The organism is Roseovarius sp. E0-M6 (assembly GCF_037083845.1).
Taxonomy (GTDB): domain Bacteria; phylum Pseudomonadota; class Alphaproteobacteria; order Rhodobacterales; family Rhodobacteraceae; genus Roseovarius.
Window position 1 is genome coordinate 970,137 of record NZ_JBAPLA010000001.1, and the last position, 18,479, is coordinate 988,615.

Consider the following 18,479-nt stretch of genomic DNA (forward strand, 5'->3'; position numbering starts at 1 on the left):
GCGCGCCGGTCACTCATCGTCAGGCCATCGCCGCCACGCGCTTGCGTAGAAATGGCACGATCTCGGCAGACTCGGGCTCAGGGCTCTCGCAGACATGTTTGAGAGCACCCATAGCTGCGCCCGCCTCCCGCAAATCATCTGTCAGGTTTGGGTAGCTCTCCCGCTCGACAACCCGCGGGCGCGACACGATCCGCATTGCCGTGGCTTCCTTCAGGTCGAACTGGATAAGATCACCGGCCTTGAACGGCATCTTGGTGTCACGGGCACGGGCATCGCGGCGATAGAAAGCAAGATCTCCGTGATCGTCACACCAGATCACAGCCCGGTTCTTCGTCTCGTCACTCCATAACACCACGCCATACATCCGGAAGTCCTCCTTTGACTTTGCCTTATCAGCATGCCGCGAGGTGCCGACGCGATACATGACCAATTCGGACCGCACGGCTGTTCGTTTGTGTCACTTGAAATGCAAGCTGACGCGAATTAACGTCACCGCTGATGCGTCTTCGCGTCTATTTCAACCTTGATGCTATGCACTAGGATGTTAGTCACCTAATAATAGCACATTAAACTCGGCGCCCCTGACACAGATACATGCCTAGATTACATCAACATATGCCATCCGACGACTCGCATGATCCGGCCGAACTACGGGCAATTTTCGGTGAAAACCTGCGTCTCCTATCCGCAGGCTACGATTCCGTGGCGTCGCTCTGCCGCGACCTCGGCATCAACCGGACGCAATTCAACCGGTATCTCTCGGGGGAAAGCTTTCCGCGCCCCGATGTTCTGCACAGGATTTGTCAGTTCTTTGGTGTCGACGGGCGGATATTGCTTGAACCCGTCGCCTCCTTGCGCCCGGCCTCGGGCGATCTTCTAAATCATCCGATGGTGGCGGGGTTCTTCGGTGCGGGGCCCGTCGCGGTGCCGACCGACCTCTTTCCCAGCGGCTTCTACAGGTTCGTACGCCCCAGCTTCATCGATGAGACGCGCTTCGTTCTGGGGCTGGTCTATGTGACCCGCGCGGGTGACTACACGTTCCTGCGTGGCTATGAATCGCGCGCCGCACTGCGCGCCCAAGGGCTTTCGGTCAATCCTGCCGACCGCGAATTCCGCGGCATCGTGATGCGTCAGGAAGAAGGTATCATGGCCATCGTCTCCCACCGGGACGCGCTTGCCTGTTCGTTCAATTTCCTGACACAGGAAACGTCCTTTCAATCGAATCTCTGGGAGGGATATGTCACCCGCACCGTGCGTGAAAAGATCACGGGACGGCGGGCCACACGCATGGTCTATGAGCATCTCGGCCAAGATCGCAAAACCATCATGGCCGCCGCACGCAGCGCGGGGCTTATCCCGTTTGAGCGTATTCCGCCCTTCCACGCCAAGCTTTTGCGTCTCGACGAAGAATTCCGCTAAGCGTGCCGCGTCGGTTTGAGGCAAAATTTGTCGCGAACTGTCGGTTGAAATGGCGCAATTCCCGTCATGGAAAACAGGTAACCACCTGACCGGAGTGCCCCATGACCAACGTCACCGATCTTAGCAACGTCCGTGCGAGCGTCGAAACCGCGAATGGCCTGCCGAACGCGCATTACATCGACCCCGCTATCTTTGACGAGGAAAAACAGGCGGTCCTGTTCAGCCAGTGGACCGGTCTTGCCGTGGCGTCGGATGTGCCCGAACCCGGTGATGCCGTGCCGCTGACCTTCCTCGGCATGCCGCTTCTTCTCATCCGCGACAAGGAAGGCGATGTGCGCGTCTTTCAGAACATCTGCCGCCATCGTGGCATGATCCTCGTGGACAAGCCGCGCAAGATCGAGGGCGCCATCCGCTGCCCCTATCACTCCTGGTGCTACTCTACCAAGGGCAAGCTGGTTTCGACACCGCATGTCGGCGGCCCGGGCCAAAACACCCACGATGCCATCAACCGCGACACACTCGGCCTCAACGAGGTGCGCAGCCATGTCTGGCGCGACGTGGTCTGGATCAACGTCTCGGGCGATGCCCCCGCCTTTGGCGACGCCATGTCCCACATCATCGACCGCTGGTCCGAATTCGATCTGCCGCTACACCACGGCGGCTATGACAGCCGCTTCACGCTCGAACTCAACACCAACTGGAAGCTTGCTGTCGAAAACTATTGCGAAAGCTATCACCTGCCTTGGGTTCATCCCGGCCTCAACAGCTATTCGCGCCTCGAAGATCACTACAATATCGAAGAACCCGGCGCCTATTCCGGCCAGGGAACCATGGTCTACCGTCAGATCACCGACGAAAACGGAGATCGTTTCACCGATTTCGAGGATGTCGGCCAAAAATGGAACGAACAGGCGGAATATATCGCCGTCTATCCCAATGTCCTGCTGGGTGTACACCGCGACCACGCCTTCGCAATTGTGCTCGAACCGCAGGGGCCCGAGCGCACGGTCGAGCATATTCACCTCTATTACGCTCAGCCCGACACGCCCGAGGGCCTGCGCGCGCGGAACACGCAGCTTTGGAAGACCGTTTTCGAGGAAGATGTCTTCGTGGTCGAAGGGATGCAGAAGGGCCGCCATGTGCCGGGCTTCGATGGCGGACGTTTCTCACCCGTGATGGACAGCCCGACCCATTGCTTCCACGCGTGGGTCGCCGGCAAGTTCGAAGCACATCGTGGCCAGAGGACAGCAGCGGAATGAGCGGGCCGGGCTTAGACGCGCGCCTCATCGCCGCGCATGATCCAATGAACAAGCCCGCGTTGGTGCGCCTCTATACCGAGGCGGCCGACAGCGCGAATGACATTGACGCCTCCTGCTTCTTCCTGACGCATGCCTATGTCTTCGCCCTTGATGCCGGGCACCCGGATGCCCGAACCCTGCACGCCCGCCTCAAGGCGCACGGCCGCGAATCCTGAGCGTCAAGACCGCACCGGGCAGGTCACTCTGTCCGGTGTGGCGCCGTCAAGCTTCCGCAGCGTCCACCGCAAGCCGGTAAAGATGCCAGCTTGAATGCCCCAGAAGGGGCAACACCACCAACAGTCCGACAAACGCCGGAAGCATCGCCGCGAAGGTTGTGATCGCGACCAAGGCCGCCCAAAGAAGCATCGGCCCCGGATTGCCCAGCACAGTCTGAAAGCTTGCGATCATGGCCGAGACGAAATCAACCTCGCGGTCCAAAAGCATCGGTAGCGCCATCACCGTGATATTGAAAATAAGCAGCGCGAAAAGCGCGCCCACCACGCTTCCAACCGCCAACATGCTCATCCCCTCACGGGTGAGGTAAACGTCATAACCGGTTGAAATATTGGTCATTGTCGAGAGGCCAAGGAAAAGTGCAAAGATCATGTGGGCCAAAAAAACCCAGAACAGGAATACCATGACGATGATCGCGCACAGGGATGGCAATTGTCGGCGCCCCTGTTGCAATACAACCCCAAGCACGGCGCGCGGCCCAAGCGGCTCTCCCTGTTCGAGCCGGTGAGAAACCTCGTATAGCCCAACTGCCGCGAACGGCCCCACGAGCGGAAATCCGACCGCCGCGAAGATAAGCCAATAAATCTGCCCCGTCGCTTGCGTGACCCAGATCATCAGCCAGCCAAACAGCACACAGACCCCGGCAAGCATGATCCCATATATCGGGGCCCGGCGCATATCCCGCCAACCGCGCCGCAGCGCCTCACCCAGCATCTCGGCCCGCAATTCGCCAAGATCCGGCACCCCCGGTTCCTTCTCAATCATCTCAGATGTCCCATTGCCCCTTGGTGACCCAAGCCTAGCGAGCGTCCGGCGAACGGAAAACATCTATCTCGGCATCACCTTTACGCGACGGGGGTGCGGGCCGCCGGGCCCATCGCCCCATGCCACGCTTCGGCAAGCTCAAGCACAGCCTGATCCGCACCGGGCGCGCCGATGATCTGCAACCCCATGGGCAGACCCCGTTCCCCAAAACCCGCCGGCACAGCCACCGCCGGCAATCCGATCAGGCTTGCCGGCACAACCACCTCCATCCAACGGTGATAGCTGTCCATCGTCTGACCGCTGATCGCGCGCGGCCATGCCTCCTCGAGTGGAAAGGGCCAGACTTGCGCTGTCGGCAGGACAAGCGCGTCATACCGCTCAAAAAGCTCCAGCGCCCGGTGATACCATCCGGTCCTGAGTTCGCTGGCGCGCTGCACATCCGCTGCCATAAGGCCAAGGCCGGTTTCGGCCTCCCAAAGTGCCTCGGGCTTGAGCTGTGCGCGGGTGTCTTCGCGGTCCATCAACGGACCAATCGACGCGGCGATGGCAAAGGCGCGCAACGTCACCCATGCCTCCCACAGCGCCTCGCGCGGGTGCGGCGCCTCCACCGGGGCCTCGACCTCGACACCAATATCGCCGAAACCGGCAAGTGCGCTTCGACACAGATCAAGCACACCGTCCTCAAAGGGCCACGCACCCCCCCAATCGCCCAACCACGCCACGCGCGCGCCCGCCACCTGCCCCTTGGGCGGCAGGATCGGCGCAAAAGGCCACCCTTGGGGAAAGCGCGGATCGCGCCCCTCCATCACCGACATAAGGAGCGCCAGATCGCGCGGTGTGCGTGCCATCGGGCCATTGGTCGAAAGCTGATGGAGATAGACATCCGCCCCCGGCTCTCCCGGCACCCGGCCCCAGCTTGGGCGCATCCCGTAGATATTGTTCCACCCCGCCGGGTTCCGCAGGCTTCCCATCATGTCCGAGCCGTCCGCGACACTCACCATGCCGTGCGCCAGCGCCACCGCCGCCCCGCCCGACGAGCCGCCACAGCTTAGCGCCGGATCATAGGCATTTCCCGTGGCCCCGTGCACCGGATTATAGGTGTGACTGCCCAACCCGAATTCCGGCGTGTTGGTCTTGCCAATGATGATCGCGCCCGCCGCGCGCATCCGCGCCACATGCAGCGTATCGCGCGCCGCGATCTGACCCGCAAAGACAGGCGACCCCTGGCTTGTCGGCAGCCCTTCGGCATCCGCAAGATCCTTTATCGCGACCGGAAGCCCATGCAACGCCGCCCCCGGTCCCGCCTTGTCAGCCGCGCGCGCCGCCTCCATGAGCGTATCCTCGGGGCGCAGGGACACCACGGCGTTGAACCGTCCGTTTACGCCATCAATCTGCTCTAGGGTCGCCGCCATCAGCGTCTCGGCGGTCAGTTCCCCCCGCGCCATCCGGTCAAGTTGCTCGGTCGCGCTCAGATGACATATATCGGACATGAGACGCACCCCCGGTTTCGTCTTGGTCAAAATACTCAATTGCGCGGCTCGCCAACAGTCGGCACGCCGGGTGACTACTCCTCGCCTTGCGCCTCGGCCCGGCTTTTCCCGCTCACATTAAGCGCCAGCGTCGCGGCCATGAACGGGTCCAGATCCCCGTCAAGCACGCCCTTGGTGTCACTGGTCTCGACACCGGTGCGCAGATCCTTGACCATCTGGTAGGGCTGAAGAACATACGATCGGATCTGGTTGCCCCAGCCCGCATCGCCCTTGGCCTCATGCGCCTCGTTGATTGCCGCGTTGCGGCGGTCAAGCTCAAGCTGATAGAGCCGCGATTTCAGGGCCTTCATGGCAATGTCGCGGTTCTGGTGCTGCGACTTTTCCGAACTCGTCACCACGATCCCCGTCGGCGCATGGGTGATCCGCACGGCCGAGTCGGTGGTGTTCACATGCTGTCCGCCCGCGCCTGAACTGCGGTAGGTATCGATACGGATGTCCGCCGGGTTCACCTCGATCTCGATATCGTCATCAACCACAGGATAGACCCAGACCGACGAGAACGAGGTGTGCCGCTTGGCGGCCGAATCAAACGGGCTGATCCGGACAAGCCGGTGTACGCCGCTTTCGGACTTGAGCCAGCCATAAGCATTGTGTCCGCTGATCTTGTAGGCGGCGGATTTGATTCCCGCTTCGTCGCCCGCGCTTTCCGACTGAAGTTCGACCGAATAGCCGCGCTTCTCGGCCCAACGGACATACATCCGCGCCAGCATGTTAGCCCAGTCACAGCTCTCGGTGCCGCCCGCGCCCGCGTTGATCTCGAGGAACGTGTCGTTGGCATCCGCCTCGCCATTGAGCAGCGCCTCAAGCTCCTTGGCCGCGGCGCGCTCCTTGAGCGCCTTGAGCGCGGTTTCCGCTTCGCGCACCACGTCCGCGTCGCCTTCCATCTCGCCCAGCTCGATCAACTCCACGTTGTCGCTCATTTCCTGCTGAATCGAGTCATGCGTCTCAATCGCATCGACAAGCGCCTGACGTTCCCGCATGAGTTTCTGCGCCTTGGTCGGATCGTCCCAAAGGTTGGGGTCCTCGACACGGGCATTGAACTCCTCCATGCGGTGATGGGCGGTTTCCCAGTCCATGCGCTGGCGCAGCAGGTCCAGCGAATTCTCGATCTCCTCGACCACCGTCTGAATTTCCGCGCGCATTTGCCCTGCCTTCATTCTGATCCACAGATGCGCGTGATACCGCAGGAGCGCAGCCCCGGCAAGCCGCAGAGCCCATGCCATGACCCCTGCGGTCCACTTGGGAAAAGAGGCCGGAAATCACTGAGAATTCCAGGGCAATAACGCATCATTGTTACGGTTAAGAAAATGGCGCACCTGATAGGATTCGAACCTATGGCCTCTGCCTTCGGAGGGCAGCGCTCTATCCAGCTGAGCTACAGGTGCGGCTCACCGCGCTCTATACCGGGGTGACCGGTGCCGCGCAATCTCGAAATGCCGCGTCCGCACAAACGAAAACCGCCGGACCCTTTCGGATCCGGCGGCCTACTCGTTCTAGGGCGTTAGCCTCAGACCGGGTTACCGTATTTGTCGTAGACGGGCTCGGGCTCGACATAAACGGGCTCGGGCTCTGCTTGCTGCTGCGAGCATGCTGCCGCGATAAGGCTCAGCGCGATAACCGCCGGGATTTTGAAAAGTTTCATACGTTTGGCTCCAAGTTTAGCAACATTTTGACCTTAGCAAGGCCGGTGCGGGTTTGTCGATGCCATCTAAGAGGATTTTACCCCCAGATGTGGCTCTCATGTCGCGCCGCAGCACCCATGCCCCCTCAGGCGAGCAGATCATGGGCCAATTCCAGCGCATCAATAAGCGCATCGACCTCCGTCTCTGTGTTATATAACCCAAATGAAGCTCGGCAAGTGGCTGAAACACCGAGATGATCCATCAGCGGACCCGCACAGTGATGCCCGGCCCGAACAGCGACACCTTTTTTGTCCAAAATCGTAGAAATATCATGGGGATGCGCGGCACCGCTCATGCTAAAACTAAAGATCGCGGCCTTGTCGGGAGTGATGCCTTGTTGCATCAGCCAGTTCAAACCGGAAAGTTTATGGAACGTAAGATCGCGAAGCCTATCTTCATGTGCGGCCACGTTTTCCATCCCAAGCCCCATAAGATACTCAAGCGCGGCACCAAATCCGATTGTTTGCACGATTCCAGGGGTTCCAGCCTCAAATTTCATCGGAGGATCGGCATAAATCACCGAATCCTTCGAGACTTCGCGAATCATATCCCCGCCGCCCATGAAAGGGCGCATCTCGGCAAGCCGCTCGTTCTTCACGAAAATCGCGCCAGATCCTGAGGGCCCATAAAGCTTGTGACCGGTGATCGCGTAGAAATCACAATCCAGCGCATCAATGTCGACGGGCCCATGAACAGCTGCCTGGCTGCCATCCACAAGAACCGGCACGCCCTTCGCATGCGCGGCCTCGATGATCGGCTTCATATCGACCCGGGTGCCCAACACATTCGACAGATGGGTCAGCGCCAACAGCTTCGTGCGTGGTCCGATCGCGTCGATCACCCGCTCTGGATCAAGCGCGCCGTCCGGCTCGATATCCACCCATTTCAGAACCACACCCTGCCGTTCACGCAGAAAATGCCACGGCACGATATTCGCATGGTGTTCCATGACCGATAGGATGATCTCGTCGCCCGCTTCCATCCGCGGCATGGCCCAGCCATAGGCGACCATGTTGATCCCCTCGGTGGTGCCCGTGTTCAGCACGATTTGCCGCTCATCCGCGACCCCGAGGAACCGGGCGATGGTGCCGCGCACCGCCTCGTATTTCTCGGTGGCTATATTGCTCAACATATGCAGACCGCGATGCACATTGGCATATTCATGCGTGTAGGCGGTATTAACCGCATCAATCACCGCCTGCGGCTTCTGCGCCGAGGCACCACTGTCGAGATAGACCAGCGGCTTGCCGTTCACTTCTCGGTGCAGGATCGGAAAGTCTGCCCGAATCTTGTCGATGTCCAACATGTCTATACTCCCCCAATCGCCGCGGCACCGATCAGGGCCGCCAACATGGCCGACCCGACGGCCAGCGCCACGATAGCAACCACGAATACGCCCAGTGCCTTGGCAAAGTTATCGAATCTGTGCGCGGCGTCGATCATCGCCAGCATGATGAAAATGCTCCAAGCCACAAAGGCCAGAAGCGCGAAGGCGCCGATTGGCGGCAGGAGCACCGTGATCACCACGACTCCGATGCCAAGCACGATCGCCACGAGTTGCAGCCATATGGTCACGGCCAGCATATCCTCAACCCGCGCCTCACCGCCGAAGGCGCGCCCGATCCACGTCAGTACGAAGACCGAAATCACCGCCTGCCCCCATTGCATCAATGCAAAGAGAAGTGGCGCGCGATACGCGGGATTAAGCCGCAGCATCTCGCCCATCTCCCCTTCGGGAAGGGGGGCGGCTTGCAGAATGCCCGACACCGCAAGCGACATCGCCACCGCGATCAGACCAAGCGTCAGCCAAAGGATTTGCGGTGGCCAGCCCATCGCGATGACGCGTGCGCCCGCCGCGCGCGGCTCGGTCAGCGTCTGTCGGAAAAGATCAATGAAGAGTGCCCGCGCCGTCATGCTGTTTCCTGCCCCCATTCCGCCTCGCGTGTCCCGGCAATCCAAAACCACAGGAACACACCGCACCAAAGCACACCCACCGCCAACAGCCCCGGACCGGGGCCGACAAAGCCCGCCACCAACCCGTGCAAAAGAACAAGTGGCGTCGACGCGAGAAATGCCCAGAAAAGCGCAACCCGCGCCCCATACCCTGTTCCGCTGCCACCAAAAGCCCGGCTCAGCAAATGTATGATAAAGGCAAGCAGGTAGAAAAAGAGCGGCGCAATAAAGACCCAGCCCAGAAGCGCACCGCCCAGAAGCGGATTAAGCTCCTGACCGGTCAAATGCGCTTCACGGCTCAATCGGGGCCATTGCGCGACAAAAACGATCAGGCAGGCCCCCATCAGAATGGCAAGCGCCCGGCCCTCGTGTACACCGTCAGAAAGAAGGCGCCGGATCACACGACCCGGCCCCCGATACGTTGCCACGATCTCGCGGCTCACAGACATCAGCCGCGCCGCCGCACGAGCCAGCCTTCAAGAAGCACGACAACCTCGTCGCGCAACGCCTCGTCTGCGACTTCCTCGACGGCCTCGGCCAAGAAGGCCAGCGTCAGAAGATCCGTGGCGATCTCACGCGGAACACCGCGCGCCCGCAAATAGAACATCGCGTCTTCGTCAATCGCCCCCGAGGTGGACCCGTGCGAGCACGCCACGTCATCGGCATAGATTTCCAGCTCCGGTTTGACGAGGAATTGACTGTCCTCATCAAGAAGCAGCGATTGGCTGATCTGATAGCCGTCGGTTTTCTGTGCGCCGGGTTTCACAAGGATCTTACCCTGAAATACGCCCGTCGCGCCGTTCCGAAGAACCTTCTTGAAGACCTGCCGGCTTTCACAGCGTTCGGCGTCATGGGTCACAAAGACAGTATCGTCATGATGGAAATCGCCATCGCCCATCGCAGCCCCGGCAATATGCGCGGTCGCGTCGTCCCCGGTCAGTTCAAGCACGGCTTCATTCCGGGTCATGACCCCGTTCGCGGTCATGGTGAAGGATTTGAAGCTGCTCTCACGTCCCAGCCGACCAAACAGGTGCGTGACCGCACGGCGCTCATGATCACGCCCCTGAACGCGCACATGGTGGAATGATGCCTCGTCGGCCACATCCACTTCCATCACCTTGTTGAACCGCGCGGCGGCTGGCCCACTTTCAAGGAGGGTCATCTCAGCCCCCTCCTCAAGCTTGATCAGATGGTGAAGCATCGCATCGGATGTCTTTGATTTATGATGATAAATCAGGCTGATGGGTTTGCTGACGCGGCCCGTAACATGCAAGACGATCCCGTCCCCCGCATAGGCGGTATTGAGCGCGGCGAGCGGCCGGTCCACATGGGATTGGCCCCGCTCCTCAAGCACACCATAAAGATCGCGTGCCCAATGGATGTCCTTGGCACCCGCATCGGCAAGGCGTTCGATCGTCACGCCCTCAAGGCTCAGATCATCGCTCGCTTCGGCGTCGAAAACACCGTCAACGAACACGATCTTGAGTGCGTCGATGCTCCCGAACACGATCTCATCCCCTGCATCGAACAGCGCCGCTTTCGGCGCCTCCACCTGCGTCAGGCTGTCGGGGCGGGTAAATTTCCAGTATTCGTCACGCCGCGCCGGCAATCCGGCCTTGCGCACCCGCGCAAGGGCCGCGCCACGCGCTTCCGTGGTCCACGCGGCGCCCTCCGGCATCTGCAATGCGGCGATACGTGTTTCGGTCACGTCCTGCTTTTGCGGGGACGGTTGATGTTTGCGCACTGGCAACATGTCAGGCTTCCTCCGCAACGATATCCGTATACCCGTTCTTCTCGACCTCGAGCGCGAGTTCGGGACCACCGGTTTTCACGATGCGGCCATCCGACATGATATGCACGACATCGGGTTTAATATGGTCCAAAAGCCGTTGATAGTGCGTGATAACCAAGAACCCACGCCCTTCGCTCCGAAGCGCGTTGACGCCTTCCGCCACAAGCTTCATTGCATCCACGTCAAGGCCCGAGTCAGTCTCGTCCAGAATGCACATCTTGGGTTCGAGCATCGCCATCTGAAGAATCTCGTTGCGCTTCTTCTCGCCGCCCGAGAAGCCCACGTTCACGGGGCGTTTCAACATATCCGCGTCGATCTTGAGGTCCTTAGCTTTCGCCCGCACTTCCTTGAGGAAATCGGTTGCGCTCATCTCCTCCTGCCCGCGCGCCTTGCGCTGTGCGTTCACCGCCGTGCGCATGAAGGTCATGTTGCCCACGCCGGGAATTTCCACAGGATATTGAAATGCAAGGAAAAGACCCGCCGCCGCGCGCTCCTCGGGCTCCATCTCAAGGATGTCCTCCCCCTCAAGCGTCGCACTGCCCTCGGTCACCTTGTATCCGTCACGGCCCGAGAGAACATAGCTCAGCGTCGACTTGCCCGAGCCGTTGGGCCCCATGATCGCGTGTACCTTACCGGCCTCGACAGTCAGGTCGACACCTTTCAGAATTGTCTTCTCTTCTTCCTCAAGATCGACGTGCAGGTTTTTGATTTCCAACATTTTTCTTTCCTCTTCTCGGTCCGCACCCTAGGGCCGGAGCATCATTTCAATCGTTTTCAAAAGGTGCGCCGGATCAAGCGTCATCGGCGTCACCTCAAATTCGGCAAGGCGCCCGTGATAGACGGGCTGCCCCAGATACCGCTCAACGCGGTGGTATTGCTTGCGAGGCTTGTAGTCGTCGAAAAGAAGCGTCACGGGTTTTTCCGTCCGCAATGCCGTGGCCATGGCACAGCCCGTCCGGAAACGTCCGTCAACAAGCACGACATCGGGTTGCGTGAACTCGGGAAGACCCCAAACTTCAAGAGGATAGCGCGGAAACCTGATGTATTCCGCCGTGCCCTTGGGATAACCCCACTCCTTGGTGTCTCCGATGTCCGACCAGATGATATCGACTTCTGACCGCGGCGGGTTTGCCTCGAACCAGCCCCGCATCATCGCCGCCCATTCCCCGTCGCTCTCGACTGAAAAGACGCGCTTGCCCGGCATCTCACCGGCCATGACGGTGGACCCGCCCGACCCGTATTCCAGGATCACGCGCGCCCCCTCATAGGCCGCGCGCACCCGCGCGGCCTCCGCCTCGGGAAGGGTCAAATCGGGGCGTGATATCATCTCAAGTGAGGTCATCAGATTTTCGGCCATTAGCTTCGCTTGAGGAAGCTCATTTTGCGATGGCTCTGGACGAACCTTTTCACCCCGTTCCAAAAGGTGGCGTCACTCGTTCCGTACTCACTAAATCGAGATTTCAACTTGTGGAGTTCAAATTCGACAGAACTATCGTCAAACGTTTCAATCTCATTGGACAGCGCCGCATGGTACAGCTGTTCATAGAAAGCCGCAGTTCCCGCAGGAGCAAGTCCACGAGGATCCGACTCGCGCACTTTGTCGATCAAGTCTCCATGCACCCAACTGGTCATCCCACAGATCCCTCAAGCGAGATCGCCACAAGCTGCTGCGCTTCCATGGCGAACTCCATCGGGAGCGCCTGAAGCACATCCTTGCAGAACCCGTTGACGACAAGCGCGACGGCCTCCTCTTCGTCCATGCCGCGCTGGCGGCAATAGAACATCTGGTCGTCATCCACCTTGGACGTGGTCGCCTCGTGCTCTACCCGGCTCGAATTGTTGCGCACCTCGATATAGGGAACCGTATGCGCGCCGCACTCGCTCCCGATCAAAAGGCTGTCGCACTGGGTATAGTTGCGGCTGTCCTTCGCCTTCGGATGCATCGACACAAGGCCGCGATAGGTGTTCTGCGCGTGGCCCGCGCTGATCCCTTTCGACACGATGCGCGACCGGGTATTCTTGCCCAGATGCACCATCTTGGTGCCGGTGTCAGCCTGCTGATAGTTGTTGGCGATGGCGATGGAATAAAACTCTCCCTGGCTTTCGTCCCCGCGCAGGATACAGCTGGGATATTTCCAGGTCACGGCACTGCCGGTTTCGACCTGCGTCCACATCACCTTGGCCCGGTCGCCCCGGCAATCGGCGCGCTTGGTCACGAAGTTATAGATACCGCCTTTGCCGTTCTCATCGCCCGGATACCAGTTTTGCACCGTGGAATATTTCACTTCGGCGTCTTCCTCGACGATGATTTCAACCACGGCGGCATGAAGCTGTGCGATATCACGCTGCGGCGCGGTGCACCCTTCAAGATAGCTCACGAACGACCCCTTGTCGGCGATGATCAGCGTCCGTTCAAACTGGCCGGTGTTTTCGGCGTTGATGCGGAAATAGGTGCTGAGCTCCATCGGGCAGCGCACCCCCGGCGGCACGTAAACGAACGACCCGTCCGAAAAGACAGCGCTGTTGAGCGTCGCGTAGAAGTTGTCACTCACCGGCACGACCGACCCGAGATATTTTTTCACCAGCTCGGGGTGCTCTCGAATGGCCTCGCTGATCGAGCAGAAGATCACCCCCGCCCGCTTCAGTTCCGCCTGAAATGTCGTGCCCAGGCTGACGGAATCAAAGACAGCGTCCACGGCAACCTTACGGCCTTCCGCAGGCGCCTCATCCGCCCCTTCGACCCCGGCCAGGATCATCTGCTCCTTAAGCGGGATACCCAGTTTTTCATAGGTTTCCAAAAGCTTGGGATCAACATCATCCAGAGATTGGGGCTTCACCTCCATGGATTTCGGACGCGCGTAATAATACTGCTCCTGAAAGTTGATCTCAGGATAATCCACCATCGCCCAGTCCGGCTCTTCCTTGGTGAGCCAGCGATCATAGGCCTCAAGCCGCCAGTCGGTCATCCATTGCGGCTCCTCGTTCTTCTCCGAGATGAGCCGCACGATATCGGTCGTCAGGCCTTTCGGCGCGTATTCCATCTCGATATCGGTGTTCCAGCCGTGCTTGTAGGTGCCGCCAACCTCACGTACCGCATCGACCGTTTCCTGGTCCACGCCTTCTTTCACCTGAACGTCGTCTAGGGCCGCCATGGTTTTTCTCCTCATTCGGTTCACGCCGCACGGGCGCGATGTCTTCGATGCAGCTTCGCCCATGTTTCGGCAAAGCGCTCTATCTCGTCCTCGGTCGTCTCAGGCCCCAGCGAAACGCGCAGCGCGCATCCCGCCTCTGTCGCGTCATATCCCATGCTCTGAAGCACGTGACTGGCCTGCGTCTTGCCGCTGGAACAGGCACTTCCGGCCGAGACCGCAAAGCCCGCGAGATCCAGCGCCATCACCTGCGTCTCTCCCTTCCATCCCGGCGTGATGAAACACGTCGTGTTGGGAAGCCGCCGCACCGATTTCCCGACAAAAATAGTCTCTTTAACGGAATCCTCAAGCGCCTTTTCTAGAATGTTTCTAAGTTTTTCAATCCGCGCCCAGACACCTTCCTCAATATCACGCGCCGCCGCTTCGGCCGCCGCACCGAAACCGGCGATCCCGATCAGGTTCTCGGTGCCCGACCGGCGCCCCATCTCCTGCCCGCCGCCACGTATCCGCGCGGCGATGTCGGTGCCCCGCCGAACGATCAGAGCCCCGATGCCCTTTGGCCCGCCCAACTTATGCGCCGACACGAGCGCCATCTCACATCCGGCCCAGTTGAACGCCACGGGCAGCTTGCCGAATGCCTGCGTCATATCAGACACGGCCAGCCCGTCGGGAAGGTCTTGAATCACACCGGTCTCGGAATTTGCGGCCTGAAGCGCCGACTGCTCCGGGGCGGTGACGGTGACGCGGCCATCGCGGTCCAACTCCAGACATTCTTCGGTCCATGCACGCACCGCGTCATGCTCGATCCCCGCCGCCCTGAGCGCGCGCCCCGCACAGGCAAGTGCGGCGGCCTCCGTCGCGCCGCTGGTAAAGATCACATCCGCGCCATCCGCGCCCAACGCCGTCGCCACCTGCCCGCGCGCCCGCTCCATCAACGCCTTCGCCGCGCGTCCTTCGGAATGCACGCTCGACGGATTACCGACAAGCTCCATCGCTCCCATCATCGCCGCGCGCGCCTCAGGTTTCAGCGGCGCGGTCGCATTGTAATCCAGATAGACGCGGCTCATGCCCTGCCCTTCTTCTTGCTGAAAATATCCTGGGAGAACGTGAAAAACCCTTGGTTTTTCTCGTGGGGGCAGAGCCCCCATCCCCGCGACGCCGAAGGCGGCGCAACCCGGCCGGCCATTGCGCTCATTCCTCGTCCACGACCGCAAACAGCGTGGGCACTGCCGGACAAGGAGCAAGCGAATTATCCACCACGTCGCTCAGCCGTGTTTGATGCAAAAACACGTAGACATGCGCACTCAGCCCCTCCCACAAACGGTTTGTCATGGATTGCGCCCGCGATCCGCTCGCCCCACCCGAGGCGCCCGCACCCTTGTGCAATGCGTCAACCGTCTCATCCACCGCCGCCAGAACCTCCGCCACGCGTATTTCCGCGGCAGGCCGCGCCAGACGGTATCCTCCCCCGGGGCCGCGGACCGACGCGACCAATTCAGCACGTCGCAGTTTCACGAAAAGCTGTTCGAGATAAGGCAGCGAAATATCCTGCCGCCTTGACACATCTCCCAATGTGACCAACCCCTCGGATTGCTGCAACGCGATATCGACCAGCGCCACCATCGCATAGCGCCCTTTTGTGCTCAGCTTCACCGACGTATCCTCCGCGAATAGATTGACCTTCGTTCGGGCATTGCTTATCTGCATGCAGCCGACCGATCGCGTCGTAAACTTAGAAAAGTTCTAAGGTGGTCCGCCCATTCCGTCAAGAATGACGCCACCTTTCGAAAGGACGAAGGGAACATTATGCCCGAGGTAATCTTTCCCGGCCCCGAAGGCCGGCTCGAAGGCCGCTACCACCCGCAAAAGGAAAGAGACGCCCCGATCGCAATCGTCCTGCACCCGCATCCGCAATTCGGCGGCACGATGAACAACAAGGTGGTCTACAATCTCCACTACGCGTTCTACAACATGGGCTTCACCGTGCTGCGCTTCAATTTCCGCGGTGTCGGACGGTCTCAGGGCGAATATGATCAAGGCGTCGGCGAACTCAGCGATGCGGCCTCGGCACTCGATTATCTTCAGTCGATGAACGCCAACTCCAAACATTGCTGGGTCGCGGGCTTTTCGTTTGGCGCGTGGATCGGCATGCAGCTATTGATGCGCCGTCCCGAGATTACGGGCTTCGTCTCGGTCTCGCCGCCTGCCAACATGTATGATTTCTCATTCCTCGCGCCCTGTCCCTCTTCCGGGCTCATCATCAATGGCACGAATGACCGCGTGGCCCCCCCGGCGGACACCCGCAACCTCGTGTCCAAACTTCAGGAACAACAGGGTATCACCGTCACCCACGAGGAACTGGACAGCGCCGATCATTTCTTTCAAGAGCCCCATATGGACACGATGATCGACAGCGTGACAGGCTACGTCAAACGCCGCCTGACCGAAGGAACACGCTAAATCATGGGAATGACCGAAGACCTGGCCGACGAACTGGCGCGCGACGTGATCAAATTCATGGACGCGACCGATGGCGACGAACAGATCATCTCGGACATTGTTCAAGTGCTCGGCGCCTCCTCGCAAACCGCCGAGGAGGCGTTTCTCACAGCGGTCCGCGTCCGCCGCGCCAACATCAAGGCGCGCGCGCTCCTGATGGAACGCGCGCGCGCCTACAAGGCCAAGCTCGCTCAGGATCAACCGGACAAGCCTGAAAGCTGACACGCACCGCCGGCCCATTTGGCACATCAAACGCCTGATCCCGGAGACATTCAAACCGCCGCTCTCTTGCGCGGCGTCGCGCGAATTGCTACGCGCCACCCACCGGTCGCAGCCTACCCGGTCTAAAAAACAAGGACACAAGACATGAAGACAGCTCTCATCTGCTCGGGCGGGCTCGATTCCGTGTCGCTCGCGCATATCACGTATCGCGACGGCACGCTCACCCGGCTCGTTTCTTTCGACTACGATCAACGGCACCGCAAGGAACTCGACTTCGCCACCGCCTGCGCCCGTCGCCTCGCGGTTCCGCACCATATCGTCGACATGCGCGCGGTGGGCGCGGCCCTCACCGGCTCGGCCCTGACTGACGACATAGACGTGCCCGATGGCCACTATGCCGAAGACAGCATGGCGCTCACCGTCGTGCCCAACCGCAACGCCATCATGCTCACCATCGCCTTCGGCATCGCGGCGGCGCGCGGTGACAACGCCGTCGCACTTGCAGTCCACGGCGGCGACCATTTCATCTATCCTGATTGCCGACCAGCATTCATCGACCGCTTCGGCGCGATGCAGCGCGCGGCGCTTGATGGCTATGCCGACATCGCCCTGCACGCGCCTTTCGTGTCGACCGACAAGGCCGGGATCGTGGCCGCAGGCGCCGAAGCGGGAACACCCTTGGCCGAGACATGGTCCTGCTACAAGGGCGGCGCGCTGCATTGCGGGCGCTGCGGCACCTGCGTCGAACGCCGCGAGGCCTTCCACCTCGCCGGCATCCCGGACCCGACCACCTATGCCGATCCCGACTTCTGGCGCACCGCCACAAACGCGCATGCGGGGGCCTGAAATGTACCGGATCACCAAGGAGTTCCACTTCTCCGCCTCTCATCAACTCACACATCTGCCGCCCGATCATCAATGCGCCCGGCTTCACGGGCATAATTACGTCGTGGTGGTCGAGTTGGCGGCGTCCACGCTCAATGCGGACGGCTTCGTGCGCGATTATCACGAGCTGGCGGCGCTCAAGGACTATATCGACACCCGGTTCGATCACCGCCACCTCGAAGATGTGCTCGACACCCCGACCACCGCCGAGAATCTGGCCCGCCATTTTTTTGACTGGTGCGGCGCCCGCTGGCCCGAGACCACCGCCGTGCGTGTCTCCGAAACACCCAAGACATGGGCCGAGTATCGACCATGACACCGCCCGTGCTCCGCATTGCCGAAATCTTCGGACCGACCATTCAGGGCGAAGGCGCCCTGATCGGTGAACCCACGGTGTTCATCCGCGCTGGCGGCTGCGACTACCGATGCAGTTGGTGCGACAGCCTTCATGCGGTCGAAAGCCGGCATCGCCACGACTGGGCCGCGATGACCCCCGAAGCCGTCTGGGCCGAGGTCGAACGCCTCTCGGATGGCCGCCCGCTTACCGTGTCGATCTCCGGCGGCAATCCCGCGATTCAGGATTTTGCCCCGGTGATCGCCCTCGGACAGGCGCGGGGATACCGCTTCGCCTGTGAAACGCAAGGTTCGGTCGCGCGATCATGGTTCGGCGCCCTCGATACGCTCGTTCTCAGCCCGAAACCGCCCTCAAGCGGGGAAACCGTCAACTGGGACACCTTTTCCGATTGCGTCACCGCCGGCACAGCGGCCAGCAGCACCGTGCTCAAGATCGTGATCTTCGACGAGGCGGATTACGACTGGGCAAGACGCGTCGCGGAACGTCATCCCGACCTGCCGCTCTATCTGCAACCGGGCAATCCACAGGTGGACCCGGCCGTCCCGGTTGATCTCACGGCCGCCACTGACCGGCTGCGCTGGCTTGTGGAGCGTGTCACCGGTGATGGCTGGTTCCGTGCCCGCGTCCTGCCACAGCTTCACGTTCTGATCTGGGGAAATCAGCGCGGCGTCTGACC

Annotated in this window: 23 protein-coding genes and 1 tRNA gene; 8 read left to right on the forward strand and 16 right to left on the reverse strand. The window is 60.7% G+C overall.

Annotation, left to right across the window (positions count from 1 at the left end; translation table 11 throughout):
* Positions 1 to 19: 19 nt before the first annotated feature.
* On the reverse strand, positions 20 to 442 hold the full coding sequence (locus V8359_RS04580) for a hypothetical protein (protein WP_336427533.1): 423 nt from the start codon (positions 440 to 442) through the stop codon (positions 20 to 22).
* 173 nt (positions 443 to 615) lie between these two features.
* Between V8359_RS04580 and V8359_RS04585 the strand changes: the two genes are divergently transcribed.
* The 3 genes from V8359_RS04585 (at position 616) to V8359_RS04595 (ending at position 2,893) form a co-directional block, all read left to right on the forward strand.
* A complete protein-coding gene (locus V8359_RS04585) occupies positions 616 to 1,419 on the forward strand; it encodes a helix-turn-helix domain-containing protein (protein WP_336427535.1) in 804 nt (267 codons plus the stop codon).
* A 101-nt stretch (positions 1,420 to 1,520) separates the two neighbouring features.
* The gene (locus tag V8359_RS04590; protein WP_336427536.1) at positions 1,521 to 2,678 is read left to right on the forward strand and encodes an aromatic ring-hydroxylating oxygenase subunit alpha; all 1,158 of its coding nucleotides are present in this window, start codon (positions 1,521 to 1,523) and stop codon (positions 2,676 to 2,678) included.
* Positions 2,675 to 2,893 (forward strand): hypothetical protein, encoded by a 219-nt coding sequence (locus V8359_RS04595; protein ID WP_336427537.1) that lies wholly within the window; start codon positions 2,675 to 2,677, stop codon positions 2,891 to 2,893. Before V8359_RS04590 ends, V8359_RS04595 begins: the two co-directional genes overlap by 4 nt.
* 46 nt (positions 2,894 to 2,939) lie before the next feature.
* On the opposite strand, the gene V8359_RS04600 is transcribed toward V8359_RS04595, so the two are convergent.
* From V8359_RS04600 to V8359_RS04670, 15 genes are all read right to left on the reverse strand, one after another.
* Positions 2,940 to 3,716: a DUF2189 domain-containing protein gene (locus tag V8359_RS04600; protein WP_336427538.1), complete on the reverse strand. Its 777-nt coding sequence runs from the start codon at positions 3,714 to 3,716 to the stop codon at positions 2,940 to 2,942.
* Between the two features lie 80 nt (positions 3,717 to 3,796).
* A complete protein-coding gene (locus V8359_RS04605; RefSeq protein ID WP_336427539.1) occupies positions 3,797 to 5,206 on the reverse strand; it encodes an amidase in 1,410 nt (469 codons plus the stop codon).
* A 74-nt stretch (positions 5,207 to 5,280) separates the two neighbouring features.
* The gene (gene prfB, locus V8359_RS04610) at positions 5,281 to 6,408 is read right to left on the reverse strand and encodes a peptide chain release factor 2 (RefSeq protein ID WP_336427929.1); all 1,128 of its coding nucleotides are present in this window, start codon (positions 6,406 to 6,408) and stop codon (positions 5,281 to 5,283) included.
* Between the two features lie 166 nt (positions 6,409 to 6,574).
* A tRNA-Arg gene (locus tag V8359_RS04615) sits at positions 6,575 to 6,651 on the reverse strand.
* A 122-nt stretch (positions 6,652 to 6,773) separates the two neighbouring features.
* Positions 6,774 to 6,908, reverse strand: a complete 135-nt coding sequence (locus V8359_RS04620; RefSeq protein ID WP_336427540.1) for a hypothetical protein — start codon at positions 6,906 to 6,908, stop codon at positions 6,774 to 6,776.
* A 125-nt stretch (positions 6,909 to 7,033) separates the two neighbouring features.
* Entirely contained in the window at positions 7,034 to 8,254 is a 1,221-nt protein-coding gene (locus V8359_RS04625) for a cysteine desulfurase (protein WP_336427541.1), read from the reverse strand.
* A 2-nt stretch (positions 8,255 to 8,256) separates the two neighbouring features.
* Positions 8,257 to 8,862, reverse strand: coding sequence for a Yip1 family protein (locus V8359_RS04630; protein ID WP_336427542.1), 606 nt, complete (start codon positions 8,860 to 8,862; stop codon positions 8,257 to 8,259).
* Positions 8,859 to 9,350 (reverse strand): YIP1 family protein, encoded by a 492-nt coding sequence (locus V8359_RS04635; protein WP_336427543.1) that lies wholly within the window; start codon positions 9,348 to 9,350, stop codon positions 8,859 to 8,861. Before V8359_RS04635 ends, V8359_RS04630 begins: the two co-directional genes overlap by 4 nt.
* Complete coding sequence (gene sufD / locus V8359_RS04640; RefSeq protein ID WP_336427544.1) at positions 9,350 to 10,654, reverse strand: Fe-S cluster assembly protein SufD; 1,305 nt, start codon at positions 10,652 to 10,654, stop codon at positions 9,350 to 9,352. Before sufD ends, V8359_RS04635 begins: the two co-directional genes overlap by 1 nt.
* Before the next feature lies 1 nt (position 10,655).
* Entirely contained in the window at positions 10,656 to 11,411 is a 756-nt protein-coding gene (gene sufC, locus V8359_RS04645) for a Fe-S cluster assembly ATPase SufC (RefSeq protein ID WP_336427545.1), read from the reverse strand.
* 27 nt (positions 11,412 to 11,438) lie between these two features.
* Positions 11,439 to 12,035 (reverse strand): hypothetical protein, encoded by a 597-nt coding sequence (locus V8359_RS04650; protein ID WP_442970326.1) that lies wholly within the window; start codon positions 12,033 to 12,035, stop codon positions 11,439 to 11,441.
* 14 nt (positions 12,036 to 12,049) lie between these two features.
* Positions 12,050 to 12,325 (reverse strand): hypothetical protein, encoded by a 276-nt coding sequence (locus V8359_RS04655; protein WP_336427547.1) that lies wholly within the window; start codon positions 12,323 to 12,325, stop codon positions 12,050 to 12,052.
* On the reverse strand, positions 12,322 to 13,845 hold the full coding sequence (gene sufB / locus V8359_RS04660) for a Fe-S cluster assembly protein SufB (RefSeq protein WP_336427548.1): 1,524 nt from the start codon (positions 13,843 to 13,845) through the stop codon (positions 12,322 to 12,324). The genes V8359_RS04655 and sufB overlap by 4 nt, the downstream gene beginning before the upstream one ends.
* Before the next feature lie 20 nt (positions 13,846 to 13,865).
* Positions 13,866 to 14,909: a cysteine desulfurase family protein gene (locus V8359_RS04665; RefSeq protein ID WP_336427549.1), complete on the reverse strand. Its 1,044-nt coding sequence runs from the start codon at positions 14,907 to 14,909 to the stop codon at positions 13,866 to 13,868.
* A gap of 124 nt (positions 14,910 to 15,033) precedes the next feature.
* The gene (locus V8359_RS04670) at positions 15,034 to 15,495 is read right to left on the reverse strand and encodes an Rrf2 family transcriptional regulator (protein WP_336427550.1); all 462 of its coding nucleotides are present in this window, start codon (positions 15,493 to 15,495) and stop codon (positions 15,034 to 15,036) included.
* A 153-nt stretch (positions 15,496 to 15,648) separates the two neighbouring features.
* On the opposite strand from V8359_RS04670, the gene V8359_RS04675 reads away from it, so the two are divergent.
* The 5 genes from V8359_RS04675 to queE all read left to right on the forward strand — a co-directional run bounded on the left by V8359_RS04675 (position 15,649) and on the right by queE (position 18,477).
* Positions 15,649 to 16,302, forward strand: coding sequence for an alpha/beta hydrolase (locus V8359_RS04675; protein ID WP_336427551.1), 654 nt, complete (start codon positions 15,649 to 15,651; stop codon positions 16,300 to 16,302).
* A 3-nt stretch (positions 16,303 to 16,305) separates the two neighbouring features.
* Positions 16,306 to 16,563: a hypothetical protein gene (locus tag V8359_RS04680; RefSeq protein WP_336427552.1), complete on the forward strand. Its 258-nt coding sequence runs from the start codon at positions 16,306 to 16,308 to the stop codon at positions 16,561 to 16,563.
* Positions 16,564 to 16,707: 144 nt separating this feature from the next.
* Positions 16,708 to 17,409, forward strand: a complete 702-nt coding sequence (queC, locus tag V8359_RS04685; protein ID WP_336427553.1) for a 7-cyano-7-deazaguanine synthase QueC — start codon at positions 16,708 to 16,710, stop codon at positions 17,407 to 17,409.
* Position 17,410: 1 nt separating this feature from the next.
* A complete protein-coding gene (gene queD / locus V8359_RS04690; RefSeq protein ID WP_336427554.1) occupies positions 17,411 to 17,764 on the forward strand; it encodes a 6-carboxytetrahydropterin synthase QueD in 354 nt (117 codons plus the stop codon).
* The gene (queE, locus tag V8359_RS04695; RefSeq protein ID WP_442970312.1) at positions 17,743 to 18,477 is read left to right on the forward strand and encodes a 7-carboxy-7-deazaguanine synthase QueE; all 735 of its coding nucleotides are present in this window, start codon (positions 17,743 to 17,745) and stop codon (positions 18,475 to 18,477) included. The genes queD and queE overlap by 22 nt, the downstream gene beginning before the upstream one ends.
* The last annotated feature ends 2 nt before the right edge of the window (positions 18,478 to 18,479 follow it).

Coding starts and splice junctions, on each gene's coding strand:
- V8359_RS04585 (WP_336427535.1), top strand. CDS start 616: ATGCCATCCGACGACTCGCATGATCCGGCCGAACTACGGGCAATTTTC.
- V8359_RS04590 (WP_336427536.1), top strand. CDS start 1,521: ATGACCAACGTCACCGATCTTAGCAACGTCCGTGCGAGCGTCGAAACC.
- V8359_RS04595 (WP_336427537.1), top strand. CDS start 2,675: ATGAGCGGGCCGGGCTTAGACGCGCGCCTCATCGCCGCGCATGATCCA.
- V8359_RS04600 (WP_336427538.1), bottom strand. CDS start 3,716: ATGATTGAGAAGGAACCGGGGGTGCCGGATCTTGGCGAATTGCGGGCC.
- V8359_RS04605 (WP_336427539.1), bottom strand. CDS start 5,206: ATGTCCGATATATGTCATCTGAGCGCGACCGAGCAACTTGACCGGATG.
- prfB (WP_336427929.1), bottom strand. CDS start 6,408: ATGCGCGCGGAAATTCAGACGGTGGTCGAGGAGATCGAGAATTCGCTG.
- V8359_RS04620 (WP_336427540.1), bottom strand. CDS start 6,908: ATGAAACTTTTCAAAATCCCGGCGGTTATCGCGCTGAGCCTTATCGCG.
- V8359_RS04625 (WP_336427541.1), bottom strand. CDS start 8,254: ATGTTGGACATCGACAAGATTCGGGCAGACTTTCCGATCCTGCACCGA.
- V8359_RS04630 (WP_336427542.1), bottom strand. CDS start 8,862: ATGACGGCGCGGGCACTCTTCATTGATCTTTTCCGACAGACGCTGACC.
- V8359_RS04635 (WP_336427543.1), bottom strand. CDS start 9,350: ATGTCTGTGAGCCGCGAGATCGTGGCAACGTATCGGGGGCCGGGTCGT.
- sufD (WP_336427544.1), bottom strand. CDS start 10,654: ATGTTGCCAGTGCGCAAACATCAACCGTCCCCGCAAAAGCAGGACGTG.
- sufC (WP_336427545.1), bottom strand. CDS start 11,411: ATGTTGGAAATCAAAAACCTGCACGTCGATCTTGAGGAAGAAGAGAAG.
- V8359_RS04650 (WP_442970326.1), bottom strand. CDS start 12,035: ATGACCTCACTTGAGATGATATCACGCCCCGATTTGACCCTTCCCGAG.
- V8359_RS04655 (WP_336427547.1), bottom strand. CDS start 12,325: ATGACCAGTTGGGTGCATGGAGACTTGATCGACAAAGTGCGCGAGTCG.
- sufB (WP_336427548.1), bottom strand. CDS start 13,845: ATGGCGGCCCTAGACGACGTTCAGGTGAAAGAAGGCGTGGACCAGGAA.
- V8359_RS04665 (WP_336427549.1), bottom strand. CDS start 14,909: ATGAGCCGCGTCTATCTGGATTACAATGCGACCGCGCCGCTGAAACCT.
- V8359_RS04675 (WP_336427551.1), top strand. CDS start 15,649: ATGCCCGAGGTAATCTTTCCCGGCCCCGAAGGCCGGCTCGAAGGCCGC.
- V8359_RS04680 (WP_336427552.1), top strand. CDS start 16,306: ATGGGAATGACCGAAGACCTGGCCGACGAACTGGCGCGCGACGTGATC.
- queC (WP_336427553.1), top strand. CDS start 16,708: ATGAAGACAGCTCTCATCTGCTCGGGCGGGCTCGATTCCGTGTCGCTC.
- queD (WP_336427554.1), top strand. CDS start 17,411: ATGTACCGGATCACCAAGGAGTTCCACTTCTCCGCCTCTCATCAACTC.
- queE (WP_442970312.1), top strand. CDS start 17,743: ATGGGCCGAGTATCGACCATGACACCGCCCGTGCTCCGCATTGCCGAA.